This window comes from Gordonia sp. NPDC127522, from assembly GCF_042672305.1.
GTDB classification, from domain to species: domain Bacteria; phylum Actinomycetota; class Actinomycetes; order Mycobacteriales; family Mycobacteriaceae; genus Gordonia; species Gordonia hongkongensis.
In genome coordinates, this window is record NZ_JBHXVK010000001.1 from 878,955 (window position 1) to 896,643 (window position 17,689).

The following is a 17,689-nucleotide window of genomic DNA, read 5'->3' on the forward strand; positions in this document are numbered from 1 at the left end:
CCCCTGGCCCCACTATCTCGGTGTCCACTCAAACTGGGGAGGCTCAGTCTGGCGGTCGCCGGCCCACCGCTCTCAATAGTTGCCTGCTCGACCCGCGGGGCGGCTTTCCGCACTCCGGCAACCGCAGATCCAGCGGTTCGGAACAGGAAGCAGTGGCCCACTGCCGCACAGTCGACGGGTCGAGCTCCTCACCCGGCCAGCGCGCGCAGAAAGAACCCCAGGTTCGCCGGACGTTCGGCCAGGCGTCGGACCAGGTACCCGTACCACTGCTCGCCGTAGGGGATGTAGACCCGGACGCGTGCGCCCGCGGCTGCCAACCGGCGCTGCTCGTCGGCCCGTATTCCGTACAGCATCTGGTGTTCCCAGCTGTCCGGCGCGCGACCGAATTCGTCGGCGAGGATTCTCGCGGCGTCGATCATCGTGGGGTCGTGGCTGGCGACCATCGGATAACCGGAGCCCTTCATCAGTATCCGGAGGCACCGCAGATAGCTGTCGTCGACCTGGCGGCGGTCGGTGAACGCGACCGCGGCCGGCTCGGCGTAGGCGCCCTTGCACAACCGGATTCGGGCGCCCGACGCCGCGAATTCGTCGCAGTCGTCCTCGGTGCGGCGCAGGCGGGCCTGCAGCACGGTACCGGTCTCCGGGAACTCGGAGCGCAACGACCGCACGATCGCCAGCCGCTGGTCGACGGTCGTGTGATCCTCGGCGTCCACGGTGACCACGACGTCCAGGCCATCGGCCGTTTCGACGATCGTGCGCGCGTTCTCCTCGGCGATCTTCGCGCCGTGCTCCGGCAGTGCGAGACCGAGCGCGGTCAGCTTCAGCGACACCTCCAACGACCCGGCAGGTGCCGGACGGCGTCCCGACAGAGACTCGAGCAGAGCCAGATACGCGGTCACCGTGGCGTCCGCCTGGGATTCGTCGAGGGTGTCCTCGCCCAGGAAGTCGACCGAGACGGAGAGTCCGTCGGCGAGTTCGGCCCCGACGGCGGTCATGGCGGCGTCGAGCGTTTCACCCGGCACGAATCGGCGGACCACTCGTTCGGTGGCCGGCCACCGCTGGGACGCGTCCTTGATCCGTTCGCTGCGCGATGCCGCGACGATCGCGGGCCGCAGCACGGTGTCGAAGACGGACCCCATCACAGCGCCGTCCAGTCGGCGACCATGTGCGGGTACGACGAGGTGGTGGGCGGTGAGAACGTCTCCTTGATCGTGCGGGTCGAGGTCCAGCGCATCAGGTTCTGCTTCGACCCGGCTTTGTCGTTGGTCCCCGACGCCCGGCCGCCGCCGAAGGGTTGCTGCCCGACCACCGCGCCGGTGGGCTTGTCATTGACATAGAAGTTGCCCGCCGCGTTCCGCAGCCGGTCGGAGGCAAGGGCCACCGCGGCGACATCGGTCGCCATGACCGACCCCGTGAGTGCGTACCGCGCCGTCGAATCGACCAGGCCGAGAACGTTCTCGTAGTCGGCGTCGTCGTAGACGTGAACCGCGAGGATCGGACCGAAGTACTCCGTGGCGAACGCCTCGTCGGTCGGGTCGTCGGACACTAGTACCGTGGGTCGGACGAAGTACCCCTCGGTGTCATCGCAGACGCCGCCGACCGCGACGGTCAGCGACGCCGACGACTTGGCCCGGTCGATGGCCGCGACCTGCTTGTCGAACGCGCGCCGATCGATCATCGCGCCACCGAAGTTCGTCAGATCTCGGACGTCGCCATAGGTGAGTTCGTCGGCCTCGCCGAGGAACTCGTCACCCATCCGCTCCCACACCGACCTGGCGACATACGCGCGCGACGCCGCCGAACACTTCTGTCCCTGATACTCGAAAGCGCCGCGCGTCAACGCCGTTCGCAACGCATGAGGTTCGGCCGAGGCGTGCGCGATAATGAAGTCCTTGCCGCCGGTCTCGCCGACGAGGCGCGGGTAGTTCCGGTAGTGCTCGATGTTGGCACCGACTTCACGCCACAGATGACGGAACGTCCTCGTCGACCCGGTGAAATGGATCCCGGCCAGATCCTCATCGGCGAGAACGACATCCGAGACCGCGGCACCGTCGCCGTGGACGAGGTTGATCACCCCGGGCGGCAACCCGGCGGCCTCGAGCAGCGCCATGGTCAGCTGCGCCGAGTACGCCTGGGTGGGGGAGGGCTTCCAGACGACGGTGTTGCCCATCAACACCGGGGCGGTGGGCAGATTGGCGGCGATGGCGGTGAAGTTGAACGGGGTCACGGCGTAGACGAACCCGTCCAGCGGACGATGGTCGAGCCGGTTCCACACCCCGGGCGACGACTCCGGTTGCTCGGCGAGGATCTCACGGGCGAAGGCCACGTTGAACCGCCAGAAGTCGACGAGCTCGCATGGGGCGTCGATCTCGGCCTGCTGCACCGACTTCGACTGACCGAGCATCGTCGCCGCCGCGATGCGCTCGCGCCACGGTCCGGCCAGGAGCTCGGCGGCGCGCAGGATCACGGCCGCGCGGTCGTCGAAGCTCGTGTGGGCCCAGTCGGCGGCGGCAGCGCGGGCGGCGTCCACCGCGGTGCGGGCGTCGTCGTGGGTGGCATTGGTGATGAAGCCGAGTACCTCGCGGTGTGCGTGGGGCTGGACGACGTCGATCTCCTCACCCGCCCCGAGGCTCAGGTGTCCGCCGATGATGTGCGGGAACTCGCGGCGGCCGGCATGCGACTGTCGCGCCAGCTCGTCGACGATGCGCGCACGCTCGGGCGAGCCGGGGGCATAGCTGTGGACGGGTTCGTTCGACGGTCGAGGGGGAGTGGTGATGGCATCCATGACCTCAGTCCACCGTCCCTTTCGACGTCGCGATATGGCCGATCGGCCGAGGTGGGTCTCGTAGTCTTGTCCGTATGGACAAGACGGCCGGTATCGCGCTCGGGCGGTTGGTCCTCGCCCTCGATCAGACCGTTGCGACCCTGGTCTCGTCGCCCCGCGGTCTCGACACGCCGGTGTCGACGATGGCGATGGTCGACGCCGACGACGTGCACTACGGGCTCGGGCATGCCGCCCGATCGGCCGACCTGTTCCTCCTGGTCGGGCTCGCCGACGACGTCGTCGTGAAGTGGCTCGGCGGCCTCGGCGCGCACCGCCCGGTCGCCGTACTGGCCAAGAACCCCGCACAGACCCTGGTCGGCCTCGCCGATCGACTGGGCATCGCGGTCATCGCCATCGATCCGCACGCCCGCTGGGAACGCATCTACAACCTCGTCACCCGGGTGCTCGACGCCGCACGCGGCGCGGTCGGGAGCGGCGAGTCCATGGAGTCGGGAAGCACCGGCGACCTGTTCGAGCTCGCCGCGGAGGTCGCCCGCCGGACCGGTGGTCTGGTGAGCATCGAGGACGAGCACGCGCACGTCCTCGCCTACAGCTCGGCCGGCGAGGAGGCCGACGAGTTGCGCAGACTGTCGATCCTGGGCCGCGAGGGGCCGCCGGAGATGCTGGCCTGGTTGCGGGAGTGGGGCGTGATGGACGCGGTCCGGAAGTCGTCCGGAGTCGTGATGGTCGATGCACGCACCGATCTCGGACTTCGGCCGCGTCGCGCGGTCGCCATCCGTCCAGCGTCGGGCCCACACAGCGATCGCTCCGACGTCCTGCTGGGGGTCGTCTGGCTGCAGGAGGGGTCGCGCCCGCCGGCCCGCGACACCGACGAGGTACTCGTCGGCGCCGCGGCTGTTGCGGCCCGGGTGATCTCGCGACGGCGTTCGGCAGGCTCCGACCACGATCAGCGGGTCCGGCGACTCCTCGGTGTCGGCGGAGTCCCGGTCGACACAGACCACCTCGCCGCCCAGCTCGGCATCGCGCCGACCGCCACGGTGACGGTCGTGGGGTTCACGGCCCCCGACGGCATCCGCGCCGGGCAGGTCTCGGCGCTCATGCTGCACGCCAGCGCTTTCAGTCCGCTGTCGGTCACGGTCACCATCGGTGACCGCGCATACGTCGTGCTCCCCGGCGTCCCGCTCGACGACGCCGTCACGTGGGCGCGAATCTCCGTCGATGCCGCCGACCGCCAGTTCGCCGTGTCGGCACGCGCGGTCGTCGCCGGTCCCGACACCATCGCTGCCGCAACCGATCTGCGTTCTGCGATCGATCGTGTCCTCGACGCCGCCGGTCGCGACGCCGACCTGATCGACGACGTCACCACCGTCGAGCGATCCCGAACCGGGGTGCTGCTCGCCGAGATCATCGGATTGCTCTCGGAGAACCCCGATCTCGTCGACAGCCGGGTCGCCGGGCTCGCGGATCTCGACACTCGCAGCGGCAGCGAGTTCACCGCGTCGTTGCGCGCCTACCTCGACCATTTCGGTGACGTCCGCGCGGCGGCGGCGGCGCTGCACGTCCATCCGAACACCTTGCGTTACCGCATCCGTCGAGTGCAGACCCTGACCGGGATGGATCTCGACGACCCGGCGACGCGTCTCGTCGTGGCGCTGTCCCTGCGCGTTCGGTGAGAGTCGCTGCGCCCCCGAGTCCCACCCCGGCCGAGTGCCACCCCGCCCGGCCGGCCGGTGGGTACCGTGGCGCCCATGCCCTCATCGTCGAAGTCCCTGTCCGACCTGACCGGCTCGCGGGTCGTCGTCACCGGTGCGACGAACGGTATCGGGATGGCCACCGCCCGCGCGCTCGCCCGGGCCGGTGTGCAGGTGGTCCTGGCCGTCCGCGACACCGATCTCGGCGCCCGGCGCGCACGGGAATTCGGCGGTGACTGCGAGGTGATCCGGCTCGATCTCGCCGACCTCGCCTCGGTGCGGACCTTCGTCGAGGAACTCGACGGCCCGATCGATGTGCTGGTCAACAACGCCGGCATGTTCCCGCATCAGCATCGGACGACGCGGGACGGATTCGAACTCGGGATGGGCACCAATTTCCTCGGGCCATTCGCCCTCACCAATCTGCTCCTGCCGCGCATCAGGCGGCAGATCGTGTCGGTGGGCTCGGAGGGGCATCGCCGCGCCCGCATCGACCCCGCTGACCTGGACCTCCGACGCGCCCGATGGTCGTCGCCGCGGGCCTACACCGGGTCGAAACTCGCGGTGATGCTGTGGGGTCTCGAACTCGACCGACGGTTGCGCGACGTCGGGTCGCCGGTGACCTCGATGCTCACCGATCCCGGCTGGGCCGCGTCGAACATCTCGAACAAGCCGGGCCTGGGCGTCCTGCACCGCGCGGCGCAGGGCCTGGCGGGTGTCGTCGGCAACGATCTCGACGCCGGCGCGGCGCCCACCCTGCACTGCCTGACCGAGCCGATCCCGCCGGGCAGCTACGTGGGGGTCGACGGACCGTGGGGACTGCGCGGCCGACCGGTGCTGTCGGGCCGGTCGCTCACGGCGTGCGACTACGAGCTGGCCGGTCGACTGTGGACCGAGGCCGAGGCCCGCACCGGCACCCGGTGGCCGCTGGGGTAGGGCCCACGTGCCCGGCCGTATCACGCCGGATCGGTCAGTCGATCCGACAGCTGAGCGGTGAGTTCGTGCGCATATTCCAGTTGCCGCTCGAGCTTCTCGCACGCCAGTCGTGCGCGCTGCCGGAACTCCGCGACCGCCTCGAGCGCCGCCCGCCGGTCCGCCGGCGCCGCGTCGGAGTCGTCGAGGACACTCTCGGCGTGCAGGAGTGCGCGCATGTCGTCGAGAGTGAAACCGAGAGGCTTCATCCGCCGGATCACGAACAGCCGATCGATGTCGGCCCGGGTGTACAGCCGGAAGCCCCCGGCCGAGCGGGCGGACGGGACGACCAGGCCGACCTCGTCGTAGTGGCGGATCGTCTTGATGGACAACCCGGTTTCCGTTGCCACCGCGCCGATCTGCAGGTGCTCGGCGGTGTCGGTCCCGTCGTCGGTCACGACCTGTCCTCTCTACCCGGTCAGCCCTCGCCGCCGAACTGTCCGCTGAGGCGTCGATGACGTTCGGCGCTGTTGTCGTCGAGGCCGACGATGGTGGCCGTCTTGCCCTTGGCTGCGTACTTGGTGGTGACGGCATCGAGCGTAGCGACCGTCGACGCGTCCCAGATGTGTGCGCCGCTCATGTCGATGACGACGTCGTCCGGGTCGCCGACATAGTCGAACTGGTACACGAGGTCGTTGCTGGACGCGAAGAACAACTCGCCCCGCACCGCGTAGACGCGGGTTCCGGGTTCGGGATCGGCGACATCGACCACCTTCGTGAAGTGGGCGACCCGGCGCGCGAACAGGACCATCGCCGTGAGGACGCCCACGATCACCCCGTACGCGAGATTGTGGGTGGCCACGGTGACGACGACGGTCGCGAGCATCACGGCCGTCTCGCTCTTCGGCATGCGCCGCAACGTCTTCGGGTTGACGCTGTGCCAATCCAGGGTGCCGACCGACACCATGATCATGACGGCGACGAGCGCGGCCATCGGGATCAGCGCGACGATGTCGCCGAGCCCGACGACCAGGATGAGCAGGAACACGCCGGCCAGAAACGTCGAGATGCGGGTGCGGGCCCGGGACTCCTTGACGTTGATCATGGTCTGGCCGATCATCGCGCACCCGCCCATGCCGCCGAAGAGACCGGTGACGATGTTGGCGATCCCCTGACCGGTGGCCTCACGTGTCTTGTCGGAATGGGTGTCGGTGAGATCGTCGACGAACTTCGCCGTCATCAGGGACTCGAGCAGCCCGACGAGCGCCATCGTGAATGCGTAGGGTGCGATGACCGTCAGGGTGTCCCAGGTGAACGGGACATCGGGTATGACCAGGCTGGGCAGGCTGTCCGGCAGGTCGCCCTCGTCGCCGACGTCGGGGACGGAGAACCCGACAGCAAGCGTGACCGCGGTGAGTACCACGATCGCCACCAGGGGCGACGGGATGACCGTCGTGAGTTTCGGTAGCAGGACGATCATCGCTATCCCGGCTGCGACGAGGGGATACACCAGCCACGGCACCCCCAGAAGGTGGGGGAGTTGAGCCGTGAAGATCAGGATGGCCAGTGCGTTGACGAATCCGACCATCACGCTGCGCGGGATGAACCGCATCAGTCGGGCGACACCCAGTGCGCCGAGGACGATCTGGATGACGCCGGCGAGGAGCACCGCGGCGATCAGGTGATCCAGGCCGTGACTGGCGACCAGGGGCGCCACCACCAGCGCCACCGCCCCGGTAGCGGCGGAGATCATCGCCGGACGGCCGCCGACGATGGCGATCGTCACCGCCATCGTGAACGAGGCGAACAGGCCCACCCGCGGGTCGACCCCGGCGATGATCGAGAACGAGATGGCCTCGGGGATGAGCGCGAGCGCGACCACGAGACCGGCGAGAACCTCGGTACGCAGGCGCCGCGGGGAGCGCAGGGTCGCCAGCACCGACTGTTGTCGGGCAGGAGTCAGCACCTCGGCCGTCATCGGCGTCTCGACTTTCGTGAGGTAACGGAAATGTCTGTCGCGGAAGGGGTCACCCGCCTCGTGGGCGTCGGCGATTCCGACGGCCGATGCCGTTCCGTGGGGACGCGCCAACTCTACCCTTACGGGAGGGTAGAGATGCAAATGCTCGTCACGGATGTGCGTCACGCCACACAACTCCAGGCGCGCAGCAACACGCCCCCTGCGCGATGCGCAAGGGGCGTGTCGACGATGCGGGATCAGAGAATCGTGAGCATCTCGTTGTAGGTCGGCAGCGGCCACAGATCGTCGGCGACGATGGACTCGAGGGTGTCGGCGACCTCGCGGACCGCGGCCATGGCCGGGACCAGTTTTTCCAGCGCGTACTTCGACTCCTCGAAGGTGGACTCGCCGTGCATGCCGGCGATACCGGCATCGAGGGCCGTCAACCCGTCGTGCAACGTGCTGATCAGTCCGGTCAGTTCCTCGAGCAGCGGTGTGGGAGCCTCGATTCCGGCCATCTTGAGCGACGCCGCGGTCCCGGCGAGCTCACCCTGGTACCGGATCGCGGCCGGCATGATCATCGTCTTGGCGATCTCCGCGGTCTCCTTGGCCTCGACGAGGAGGGTGAGCGCGTAGTACTCGAAGATGACGTCCTCGCGGGCCTCGAGCTCGCGGGCCGACAGCACGCCGTACTTCTCGAAGATCTCGAGGACCTCCGGCGAGGTGTACTCCGTCACCGCGTCGACCGTCGTCCGCAGGTTCTTCAGTCCGCGGGCGGCGGCCTCTTCCTGCCATTCGTCGGAGTAGCCGTTGCCGTTGAAGATGACCGAGCCGTGGGCATTGACGATCTCCTGCAACACCTTCTGGACGGCGTCCGCGAGTTCGAGACCGTCGGCGAGGAGCTTCTCGAGGTCCGAGGCGATGAAGTCGATGGAGTCGGCGAGGATCGTGTTGATGGCGACCATGGGATCCGAGATCGACTGATTGGAACCCGGTGCGCGGTACTCGAACCGGTTGCCGGTGAACGCGAAGGGGCTGGTGCGGTTGCGATCCCCCGGATCGGCTTTGAGCGGCGGCAGGGTGTCGACCCCGAGTTCGATGACCCCCGCGGCCTTGGAACCGGTGGCGCCGCCCTTGGCGATCTGCTCGAAGACGTCCATCAGCTGGTCGCCGAGGAAGATCGAGATGATCGCCGGCGGAGCCTCATTGGCGCCGAGACGATGATCGTTCGACGCCGAGGCGACCGCCGCGCGCAGGAGCCCGCCGTAGAGGTGTACCGAGCGGATGATCGCGCCGCAGAAGGTCAGGAACTGCATGTTCTCGTGCGGGGTGTCGCCGGGATTGAGCAGGTTGCCCTGATTGGCGTTGCCGAGCGAGAAGTTGACGTGCTTTCCCGAGCCGTTGACGCCGGAGAACGGCTTCTCGTGCAGCAGGCATTTCATGCCGTACTTCTCGGCGACGGCCTTCATCGTGGTCATCATCAGCTGCTGATGGTCGTGGGCGAGGACCGACCGCTCGAAGACCGGTGCGATCTCGAACTGGCCGGGCGCGACCTCGTTGTGCCGGGTCTTCGCCGGGATCCCCTGCTTGAACAGCTCGCGGTCGAGTTCGATCATGAACGACAGCACTCGTTCCGGGATGGCACCGAAGTAGTGGTCGTCGAACTCCTGGCCCTTCGACGGCGGTGCGCCGAACAGGGTTCGGTTGCAGGTCATGAGATCTGGTCGCGCATAGAAGAAGTGCTCGTCGATCAGGAAGTACTCCTGCTCGGCGCCGGCGTAGGAGACGACGGTGTCGACGTCATCGTGGCCGAAGAGGCGGAGCAACCGCATGGCCTGCTTGCTCATGGCCTGTTGGCTGCGCAGGAGCGGGGTCTTCTTGTCGAGGGCCTCGCCGGTCCACGAGATGAAGATCGTCGGGATGCAGAGGGTGTTGCCGTTCGGGTTCTCCAGGATGTACGCCGGGCTGGTGACGTCCCAGCCCGTGTAGCCGCGGGCTTCGAAGGTGCCGCGCAGACCGCCGTTGGGAAAGCTCGACGCATCGGGCTCGCCCTGCAACAGCGTCTTGCCCGCGAACTCGGCGAGCGATGCACCGGTGGAATCGGGTTCGAGGAACGAGTCGTGTTTCTCGGCGGTGAAACCCGTGAGTGGGTAGAAGACGTGGGCGTAATGGGTGGCGCCTTTTTCGATGGCCCAGTCCTTCATCGCCACCGCGACGTAGTCGGCGAGGGTGGGGTCGAGCGCGCAGCCGGTGTCGACGGTCGCGGCGACCGCCTTGAAGACGTGCTTCGGCAGCCGCTTCTTCATGACCGACAGGCTGAACACATTGCGCCCGAACGTGTCTGCCAGGGGTTCGGTGAACCCCGGCGCCGACACGTCGTAGGTCGTCACGGCCTCGATCGCCTGTCGGCGGGACATGCTGCCACTCATGGATACTCCTGGATGATCTGGGCCCCCATGTGCGCGGGGGCGCACGACGACGTCGCTACGCCGGTTGTCGCAATTGCGAGCGCTTCGACGCTATGAGCTGGGTGTATGCGCCCGATTGCCCCTGTGTGACGCCGAGGAAAACTAGTGCCCCTCGGAACCGATCGAGGCAACGCCGTTTCCGAAAACCCGTGGCGCGACGGCCTACCGCAGCGTCGCGTTGTCGCCCATCACCGCGCCCTCGCGACGCGGATCGGCGCCGCCGATCCAGCCGCCGCCGTGTCGCAGCAGCGCGCTGAGTCCGCTCGACTGCTCGTCGACCGACACCTCGGCTCCGCGTTCCCGGAGGCCGCGGACCAACGGATCGTGTGCGCCGTCGTCCGTGGTGTCGACGAGCGGGTGTTCGCCGCCCACATTCGAGGTCGGGGTGTTGGCCGAGCCGAAGTCGATCATCGACACGGCCTGCTGGGGATCGAGGCCCCAGTCCAGCATTGCGACGATCGTCTTGATGACGAACTGGATGATCACCGACCCGCCGGGGGAACCCAGGGCCGCGACCACCTCGGCGGGCGCTCCGTCGGCGCCGGGCTGCAGAACGAGTGTGGGCGCCATCGACGAGCGCGGCCGCTTGCCCGGCGAGACCCGGTTGGCGAGCAGCGTCCCGTCGTCGTCGCGGGGTTCGGCGGAGAAGTCGGTCAACTCGTTGTTGAGTAGGAACCCGTCGACCATGTGGTAACTGCCGAAGGCGGATTCGATGGTCGTCGTCATCGTGGCGACGTTGCCGTACCGGTCGGCGACGGTGATGTGACTGGTTCCGTGTTCGGTGCCCGGGTGCGACCCCAGGGGCACCGGTCCGAGGTCACCCGCCGGCGCCTCGCCGAGCGAGGAGTCGGGTGAGATGAGCGCTGCCCGGGACCGCAGATAGGCCGGATCGAGGATGGTCGCGACCCCGCGCCCGGGCAGCGGGACGAAGTCCGGGTCGGCCACGTACTTGTCGCGATCGGCGTAGGCGAGGCGTTCGGCCTCGGTGACGAGGTGCACGGCGGCCGGGTCGGGATGCCCGCCGTCGGCGTCGAGATCGGACGGCGGCATCGACGGCAGATCGAAGTTCGCCAGGATGCCGAGCGCCGACGCGACGGCGATCCCGCCGGACGACGGCCCGGGCATGGCCACGATCTGTCGCCCCCGATAGGTGGTGACCACCGGCTCCCGGGCGATGGCACGGTAGTCGCGTAGATCCTGCTCGGTCATCAGGCTCGGTGTCATGCCGCCCGCGGTGCTGCCGGCCTCGGCGACGATGGCTCGGGCGAGCGGCCCGTCGTACATCGCGCCCGCGCCGTCGGCGGCCACGGTGGCGAGCGTCTTGGCATACGCCGGGTTGACGAGTCGGGTGCCGGCCGGCTTCGCGTCGCCGTCACTCGCGAGGAAGTAGGAGCGGGCCTCGTCGTCGGCACCGAGTTCGGCCGCCGACGCGGCGATCGCGGTCGCCAGCCGCGGGCTGATGTCGAACCCGTTGTCGGCCAATTCGATCGCCGGATCGAACAGATCTCGCCACGGTTGTCCGCCGAAGTCGGCGTGGACCATCTCGAGCATGCGCAGCACGCCCGGCACGCCGATGGACCGTCCCGAGGCGCGGGCACTCGGCACGGGTGGGGTGGGATCGTCGGGGGCGATCCGGGTCAGGTAGGTCTCGGTGGCCGCCGCCGGCGCCGTCTCGCGACCGTCGAAGGCCCGCACGCTCTTCGACCCCGCGTCGTAGTAGAGCGCGAAGGCGCCTCCGCCGATGCCGGAGGACTGCGGCTCGACGAGTCCCAGCACCATCTGCGCGGTGACCAGGGCGTCGGCGGCCGTCCCGCCGTCGCGCAGCACCGCGCAGGCCGCGAGCGTCGCGAGCGGATTGGCGGTTGCCGCTGCGTAGGTGTCGGTGACGACCGGTCTCATCCCCGTTCGGAAGCCGGACGCGACTTCCGGTCTGGTGGCGATGTCGGTGGGTGCGGCCGTCATTGGCTGGTCGTCGATCATCTCCCCGTTGGGGATTTCGGCGCAGGTGACCGGACTCGCCTGCGGCTCGGCCGGATCCGAGCCGCAGGCAGTCGCGAGGAGCGCGGTGGCCGTCGCGACGACGAGGACACGTACCACTCGAGAGACTCCGGACCCGGCCGTCATCGGCCAAGCGTACTGACCGAGTGGCCGTTCGCGACGCGAACTGGGTCGAATGTTCAGGACAGCGGCCGTGACCGCATAGGGTCGAGGCGGAGGGCCGCACCGATATGGTCGGCCGGACGAGACGAACGGGGAGAATCGTGGGAGTGGTACGGCATCAGGCGAAGATCGACAGGCCGCGCGAGCGGGTCTTCGACTACATCGACGGTTACCAGAACGTCCCGGAGTACCTACTCGGGGTCACCCGGTTCGAGCCGACGACGGAGAAGACCAGCGGACTCGGAGCGAAGTTCGCGGTCTCGATGGACGTCGGACCGAAGACACTGAAGTCGGTGGTCGAGTGCACCGAGTACGTCGAGAACGAGCTCATCGAGTTGAAGGCCGTCGAGGGTTTCGACGCGAACACGACGTGGCGGTTCGCCGACGCGGACGGTGGATCGGGCACCGAACTCGACGTCGAGATCAACTACAACCTCCCCGGCGGTATGGCGGGCAAACTCCTCGGCAAGGTCGTGGGACCGTTCGCCGCTCAGGCGGTGCGGCACACGGAAGCGACGATCAGGAAGAAGATCGACTAGGAGCCGGATTTCGGCTCGGGCTCGGCCGACTGCCGTTCGAGCGCCGGGCCGGGTTCCGGTATCCGGTTGGGCAGGTGCCGCGAGAACAGCAACGCCAGCACGAGCAGGCCGAAGACGACGAACAGCGACTGCTGCAGGGCCGCGATCTGCGAATCCGAATAGGCCTGTGACACCGCCTGTGCGGACTCCTCCGAGCCGCCCGCATCGAGGACGAGGGTGCGCGCCTCGTCGGCGGAGATGATCGGCACTCCCTGCTCGTCGACGGCGGCGATGATGCGTTGTTGGTCGGTGGGGGAGAGGTTCTCGGCGTCGTTGACCGCCGACACGAAGCCCGACGACAGCATGAGCAGGAAGACCGATCCCGCGACCGCGGTGCCGAACGACGACCCCAGGTTCTGGAAGGTGCCCTGCAGGCCGCCGACCTCCGAGGTGTCCTTTTCCTCGACAGCGGACATGTTGACATTGCCGAGTTGAGAAGCGAGCAGACCGAAGCCGGCGCCGACCACGAACATGCCCGCGGCGAAGGCGGCGTTGCGCAGATCGATTCCCACCGAGGCGATGACGAGGAGTGTCCCCAGCGCCATCGTGATCTGTCCGCCGCGGGCGATGAACCGTGCGGAACGCCGTGCGGTGAGCCAGGATCCGAGGATCGAGAACAGGACGAGCCCGACCGAGAGCGGCAGGATCTTCACCCCGGTCTGCAGTGCGTCGCGTCCGAGCATCGTCTGCAGGTAGACGGGGACCACGAAGAACAGGGCGGCGATCGCGAAGTACTGGGCGAGGAAACCGCCGAGTCCGCTTCGGAGAGCAGCGATGCGGAAGAGTTCGACACGCAGCAGCGGTTGGCGGCCGGACTTCGCCAGGGTGCGCTGCCGCAGGACGAACAACCAGAGTACGACGACCCCGGCGAGCAACAGGTATGCCACGGGGGAGACGCCCAGCGGGGCGATCTCGTCCCCGCCGATCTCCGGCGGATGCTGCGGCTTCAGCCAACCCCACGTCTTCGACTGCAGGACGCCGTAGACGATCAGCGACAGGCCGCCGGCGGATGCCACGACGCTGAGCGGGTCGATGCGTACCTCCGGGTCGCGGGGTACGTCACGAATCAGCTTGGCCGCGAACAGGACCGCCACCATCACGACGGTCTCGGCGACGAACACGTAGCGCCACGACAGGTAGGTGGTCATCACGCCACCGAGCAGCGGGCCGACAGCGGCGGCCAGCCCGGTGACCGCGCCCAGGATCGAGAATGCGGTGACCCGGGCCTTGCCCGTGTAGTTGATGGCGGCCAGCGATGCGATCGCGGGGATGACGAGCACCGCGCCCAGCCCCTCCACGAGTGACCAGCCGATGAGCAGGACGGTCAGGTTGGGACTCAGCGCCGTGGTCAGCGAGCCGATGCCGTAGATGACCGCACCGATCTTGAATGCTCTTGCGCGCCCCATCAAGTCGCCGAGCTTGCCTCCGGTCAGCATGAAGGCGGCCATCGTCAGCGCATAGAAGGTGATCGCGGCCTGCATGCCGGTGATCGAGGTCCCGAGGTCGTCGGCCACGACCGAGATGGACACGTTCATCACGGTGCTGTCGAGCACCATCACGAACTGTGAGACGGCCAGGATGATGATCACAGACCAAGAGCGCATCGTCAGTCTCCTCAGATGTGGTGAGCGCTCTGATCTTTACAGGTTCGGCGGTTTACTGCGCGGGATTGAGCATCGGTACGAGGAACTGGCGCGCCACCGTGGCGAGCTGCGCGTCGTCGGTGATGTCGACGACGCGGCTGGGCACGGTGAGGAACGACGCGGAGATGCGGACCATCATCTCGGCCACGAGATCGACGTCGAGTTCGTCGGAGATGTTGCCCGCCAGCTGTTCCCGGCGCAGCTGGGCGGCGACGAAGTGCTGGACCGTCGCGAGCAGCATGCCGTCGCCACCGATCATCGATTCGATCAGCATGCTGGGCTCGGCGTCGCTGATCTCACCGATCAGCGGGTTGCCGGAGATCGCCCGCAGCGAACCGACGAACCCGACGACGACGCGGTCGGCCACGGTGTCGGCGCGGGGGATCTCCGCGCGGAACCGGTCGAAGTACCGGCGGAACTCGCGGAGCACCACCTGGTCGACCAGGGCGTCCTTGGTGGCGAACTTTCGATACAGGGTGACCCTCGTGACGCCGGCGCTCTTCGCCACCTTCTCCATCGGCGTTCGTTGCACACCCAGTCGGCAGAAGAGTTCGAAGGCCGCGTCGAGCAGACGTTCGGCGGTGGGATCGGCGGCCTCGTCGGATTGAGCCGCGGATTCGAGAAACGCCCGCTGGAGAAGCGAGCTGGACAGCGAAGCGCCGGACGGCTGCGTGGTCACTCGCCTCACCCCCTTCCTCACATCATGACCGCATGAGCTTCCATGATCGCAAAATTCGCGAAAGAGGTGTGTTCTGGACCACGCGGTGGTAACAATGATACAAGGATACGTTGTTTGTCACATTGATACATGAAAGTGGTGGGACGGGGTCATGGAAGATCTGAACAGGCGGAACCTGATACGCGCGGGCGGCGTCGTCGGCGCAGCGGGTGCGGTCGCGGCGCTCTCGCAGACGACGCCGTGGACGTGGTCGCCGGCGAACTCGGTGCCCGGCCGTGGTCGCGGCGCGGACCCGCGGCAGCTGTGGGACGACGAGGCCGACCCGGTGATCGCCAAGGTCATCGACAGCGGGCAGGTGCGCAACGTCAATCGCCTGCTGCGCACGTGGCATCGCAACTCGCAGCCGCTGCCCGCCGGGCTGCCCTCGGAACTGCGCGACTTCATGGAGCACGCTCGTCAGCTGCCCGCGTGGGCCGACCAGGCCAAGCTGGCCGACGCGGTCCGATTCAACCAGAAGCGCGGAACCTACCTCGGCGTCCTGTACGGCTTCGCCAGCGGCATGATGAGCACCGTCATCCCGCGCGAGGCCCGGTCGGTCTACTACTCCAAGGGCGGATGGGACCTCAAGGACCGCATCACCAAGACCGCGAAGCTCGGATACGACATCGGATCGCTCAACGCCTATCAGCCCGGCGGCGAGATGATCGTGACCTGCGTGAAGACCCGTATGGCGCACGCCGGCGTGCGCCACCTCCTGCCGCAGTCGCCGCACTGGGTGCACGGCGCGACGGAGAAGAAGCCGATCAGTCAGGCCGACATCATGGTCACCTGGCACAGCCTGCCGACGACCGTCATGCGCAACTTCGACAAGTGGAACGTCCCGATCGCGGCCGACGAATCCGCCGGATTCCTGCATTCGTGGCAGATCACCGCTCGCCTGCTGGGTGTCCAGGACGAGTACATCCCCGCCTCCTGGGCCGCCGCCGACTCGCAGGCGCAGCAGGTCCTCGACCCGATCCTGGCGCCGACCCCCGAGGGTCGCAAGCTCGCCGACATGCTGCTCGACCTCGGCATGAACCTCGACCTCTCGCTGATCTCGCGCGGCGTCCTGGGGGCGCTCACGCGATTCGTGCTCGGTGACAAGGTCGCCAACTGGTATCAGATCCCGCGGGAGCCCGTGTGGAGCCCGTTGCTCGAGACGGCGTGGGGTCCGTACGTACAGATCCGCGAGGGCCTGCTCAACGTCGGCATGCCGCGTGAGGCGTACTGGCTGTTCGACGAGTTCCTCCGCCAGTTCGTGCTCTTCTACATGTCCGAACTGCGGATGCCGATCAACATCGAGATCCCGGTGATCAACAACCCGAAGTACAACTAGCCCACCCGATCAGCGGACTCCTTCTCAGCCCCCGCCGATTCACCGACTTCCACCGCCCGGTCCTGCTTCTTCTTCTTCTTCCGCTTCGGCAACAGGGGGATGCGGGGCCGGGCGGTGAGCCATTTGCTGAACGGTAGGCGTAGGAGGACGTCGACGAGCGCCAGCGACGCCGTCAGTACCAGCACGACCAAGATGATCGAGCGCAGGATCGCCGAATGCGGGAACCAGTCGAAGAGGCCGCTGAGGAATCCGACGCGACCGAGGACGTCCAGGATCAGCGGGTGTACCGCGAAGACCCCGAAAGCGCGCAGGGTCGCCTGGGACACCAGTTTTCCGCCGGCAGGCCGGCCGGCGGCGCGTCGGTCATCCCAGACGAGGCCGATCAGCCACAGCAGGACGAAGCCGCCGACGTACCAGGGGAGCGACACCGGGTTCCAGGCCGTGTTGGCCTTCCACGGCACGTTGCCCGGCGATGTCGCCAGCAGGTATCCGGCAACGGTGAAGGCCGCGCAGCCCGCCGCGACCAGGACGACTGTTGCCATGTGGTCGCGGAGCCAACGGTCTACCGCCTCGCGATGCTGCGCGGCCAGCACGCCCATGGTGATGAAGAGCGCGTACATCGGCAGCGTCTTCCACAGGTGCTGGTAGGCGACGTCCCACGCATGACCCGACGGTCGGGGTAGGTACTGGTAGATGACGAACACCAGGAGTTGGATCGCGGTCCCGCCGGCCAGCATCAGCCAAGGTCGGCTGCGGCCCCGCTCGAACAGCCACGAGATCAGCGGGAAGAACAGGTAGATCTGCATCGAGATCAGCAGGAAGTACAGCTGGTACTTGCCCTCGCCGACGAGGAGGTCGTGCGCGAGGCGCGGCGCCATCTCACTGATCGGCGGGAACGGATTGTCGGCGATGATGATGTGGTCGGTGATCGTGTAGATCAGCGTCCATGCCAGGTAGGGGCCGACGACGAGCCCGAAACGACGCCGCCAGAACTGCCAGGGCGACATCTCCCGACCCTGCATGCTCAGCACGAGGACGTAGAGGGTCACCGCCACGAAGCCGTATCGGGTCAGGTGGCACAGGGTGCCGACGAGATTCGCGCCCCTGATCTCGTCGGCACCGCCGTTGATGGCGTTGATGCTGTGCGCGACGACCACGAAGGTGAACAGGACGACCCGGACGAAGTCGGCGGTGTGCGCCCGACCGCGGGGCTTGGTCGTGGGCGCGGGAGGGGCCGACTCGGCGGGACGGGGTGCCGCGGAGTCCGCAGACCCTTTCGCGCTGGTCGTGGTCTCGTCGTCGGCGGTGGGTGCCGATCCTGATGCCGCGTGCACCAACGAAAAGACCTCCCCGGGTGAAACGGTAGAACGTATGCGGTAGGCAGTGTACGGACACAAGCTGGCAGGAACCTCAACGCCGGGGTGTCCTCAGTGGTGACGAT

General features: G+C 67.8%; 13 protein-coding genes. 4 read left to right on the forward strand and 9 right to left on the reverse strand.

The genetic code is table 11. The annotated features are described in order from the left end of the window. Nucleotides 1-188: 188 nt before the first annotated feature. A complete protein-coding gene (locus ACFVHY_RS04045) occupies nt 189-1,139 on the reverse strand; it encodes a proline dehydrogenase family protein (protein ID WP_390268624.1) in 951 nt (316 codons plus the stop codon). Next, nucleotides 1,139-2,785, reverse strand: a complete 1,647-nt coding sequence (gene pruA, locus ACFVHY_RS04050) for an L-glutamate gamma-semialdehyde dehydrogenase (RefSeq protein ID WP_390268627.1) — start codon at nt 2,783-2,785, stop codon at nt 1,139-1,141. Before pruA ends, ACFVHY_RS04045 begins: the two co-directional genes overlap by 1 nt. Before the next feature lie 74 nt (nt 2,786-2,859). Between pruA and ACFVHY_RS04055 the strand changes: the two genes are divergently transcribed. Both ACFVHY_RS04055 and ACFVHY_RS04060 read left to right on the forward strand, forming a co-directional pair. Next, nucleotides 2,860-4,458, forward strand: a complete 1,599-nt coding sequence (locus ACFVHY_RS04055) for a PucR family transcriptional regulator (RefSeq protein ID WP_390268630.1) — start codon at nt 2,860-2,862, stop codon at nt 4,456-4,458. Nucleotides 4,459-4,533: 75 nt separating this feature from the next. Next, nucleotides 4,534-5,412 carry an SDR family NAD(P)-dependent oxidoreductase gene (locus ACFVHY_RS04060; RefSeq protein ID WP_175401126.1) on the forward strand — a complete coding sequence of 293 codons (879 nt, stop codon included), beginning with the start codon at nt 4,534-4,536 and terminating at the stop codon, nt 5,410-5,412. 20 nt (nt 5,413-5,432) lie between these two features. Here the strand turns inward: ACFVHY_RS04060 and ACFVHY_RS04065 are convergent, their stop codons facing one another. The 4 genes from ACFVHY_RS04065 to ACFVHY_RS04080 all read right to left on the reverse strand — a co-directional run bounded on the left by ACFVHY_RS04065 (nt 5,433) and on the right by ACFVHY_RS04080 (nt 11,937). After that, nucleotides 5,433-5,846, reverse strand: a complete 414-nt coding sequence (locus ACFVHY_RS04065; RefSeq protein WP_159370312.1) for a MerR family transcriptional regulator — start codon at nt 5,844-5,846, stop codon at nt 5,433-5,435. Nucleotides 5,847-5,866: 20 nt separating this feature from the next. Continuing rightward, nucleotides 5,867-7,366, reverse strand: a complete 1,500-nt coding sequence (locus ACFVHY_RS04070) for a SulP family inorganic anion transporter (RefSeq protein ID WP_390268846.1) — start codon at nt 7,364-7,366, stop codon at nt 5,867-5,869. Between the two features lie 236 nt (nt 7,367-7,602). Further along, on the reverse strand, nt 7,603-9,774 hold the full coding sequence (locus ACFVHY_RS04075; protein ID WP_390268633.1) for a glutamine synthetase III: 2,172 nt from the start codon (nt 9,772-9,774) through the stop codon (nt 7,603-7,605). 201 nt (nt 9,775-9,975) lie between these two features. Beyond that, nucleotides 9,976-11,937 carry a gamma-glutamyltransferase family protein gene (locus tag ACFVHY_RS04080; protein ID WP_390268636.1) on the reverse strand — a complete coding sequence of 654 codons (1,962 nt, stop codon included), beginning with the start codon at nt 11,935-11,937 and terminating at the stop codon, nt 9,976-9,978. A 137-nt stretch (nt 11,938-12,074) separates the two neighbouring features. Between ACFVHY_RS04080 and ACFVHY_RS04085 the strand changes: the two genes are divergently transcribed. Then, nucleotides 12,075-12,512: an SRPBCC family protein gene (locus tag ACFVHY_RS04085; protein ID WP_269552545.1), complete on the forward strand. Its 438-nt coding sequence runs from the start codon at nt 12,075-12,077 to the stop codon at nt 12,510-12,512. Here ACFVHY_RS04085 and ACFVHY_RS04090 read toward each other — a convergent pair. Beyond that, the gene (locus ACFVHY_RS04090) at nt 12,509-14,155 is read right to left on the reverse strand and encodes an MFS transporter (protein ID WP_390268639.1); all 1,647 of its coding nucleotides are present in this window, start codon (nt 14,153-14,155) and stop codon (nt 12,509-12,511) included. The genes ACFVHY_RS04085 and ACFVHY_RS04090 overlap by 4 nt on opposite strands. 52 nt (nt 14,156-14,207) lie before the next feature. Then, nucleotides 14,208-14,873, reverse strand: a complete 666-nt coding sequence (locus ACFVHY_RS04095; protein ID WP_068972455.1) for a TetR/AcrR family transcriptional regulator — start codon at nt 14,871-14,873, stop codon at nt 14,208-14,210. Nucleotides 14,874-15,024: 151 nt separating this feature from the next. Here ACFVHY_RS04095 and ACFVHY_RS04100 point away from each other — a divergent pair, with 151 nt between their 5' ends. Continuing rightward, a complete protein-coding gene (locus tag ACFVHY_RS04100; RefSeq protein ID WP_058251559.1) occupies nt 15,025-16,248 on the forward strand; it encodes an oxygenase MpaB family protein in 1,224 nt (407 codons plus the stop codon). On the opposite strand, the gene ACFVHY_RS04105 is transcribed toward ACFVHY_RS04100, so the two are convergent. Next, nucleotides 16,245-17,582: an acyltransferase gene (locus ACFVHY_RS04105; RefSeq protein WP_390268642.1), complete on the reverse strand. Its 1,338-nt coding sequence runs from the start codon at nt 17,580-17,582 to the stop codon at nt 16,245-16,247. The genes ACFVHY_RS04100 and ACFVHY_RS04105 overlap by 4 nt on opposite strands. Nucleotides 17,583-17,689: the final 107 nt, after the last annotated feature.

Bases quoted from the DNA above. Each gene is read 5' to 3' on its own strand.
- ACFVHY_RS04045 (WP_390268624.1), bottom strand. From the start codon at position 1,139: ATGGGGTCCGTCTTCGACACCGTGCTGCGGCCCGCGATCGTCGCGGCA.
- pruA (WP_390268627.1), bottom strand. From the start codon at position 2,785: ATGGATGCCATCACCACTCCCCCTCGACCGTCGAACGAACCCGTCCAC.
- ACFVHY_RS04055 (WP_390268630.1), top strand. From the start codon at position 2,860: ATGGACAAGACGGCCGGTATCGCGCTCGGGCGGTTGGTCCTCGCCCTC.
- ACFVHY_RS04060 (WP_175401126.1), top strand. From the start codon at position 4,534: ATGCCCTCATCGTCGAAGTCCCTGTCCGACCTGACCGGCTCGCGGGTC.
- ACFVHY_RS04070 (WP_390268846.1), bottom strand. From the start codon at position 7,366: ATGACGGCCGAGGTGCTGACTCCTGCCCGACAACAGTCGGTGCTGGCG.
- ACFVHY_RS04075 (WP_390268633.1), bottom strand. From the start codon at position 9,774: ATGAGTGGCAGCATGTCCCGCCGACAGGCGATCGAGGCCGTGACGACC.
- ACFVHY_RS04080 (WP_390268636.1), bottom strand. From the start codon at position 11,937: ATGACGGCCGGGTCCGGAGTCTCTCGAGTGGTACGTGTCCTCGTCGTC.
- ACFVHY_RS04090 (WP_390268639.1), bottom strand. From the start codon at position 14,155: ATGCGCTCTTGGTCTGTGATCATCATCCTGGCCGTCTCACAGTTCGTG.
- ACFVHY_RS04100 (WP_058251559.1), top strand. From the start codon at position 15,025: ATGGAAGATCTGAACAGGCGGAACCTGATACGCGCGGGCGGCGTCGTC.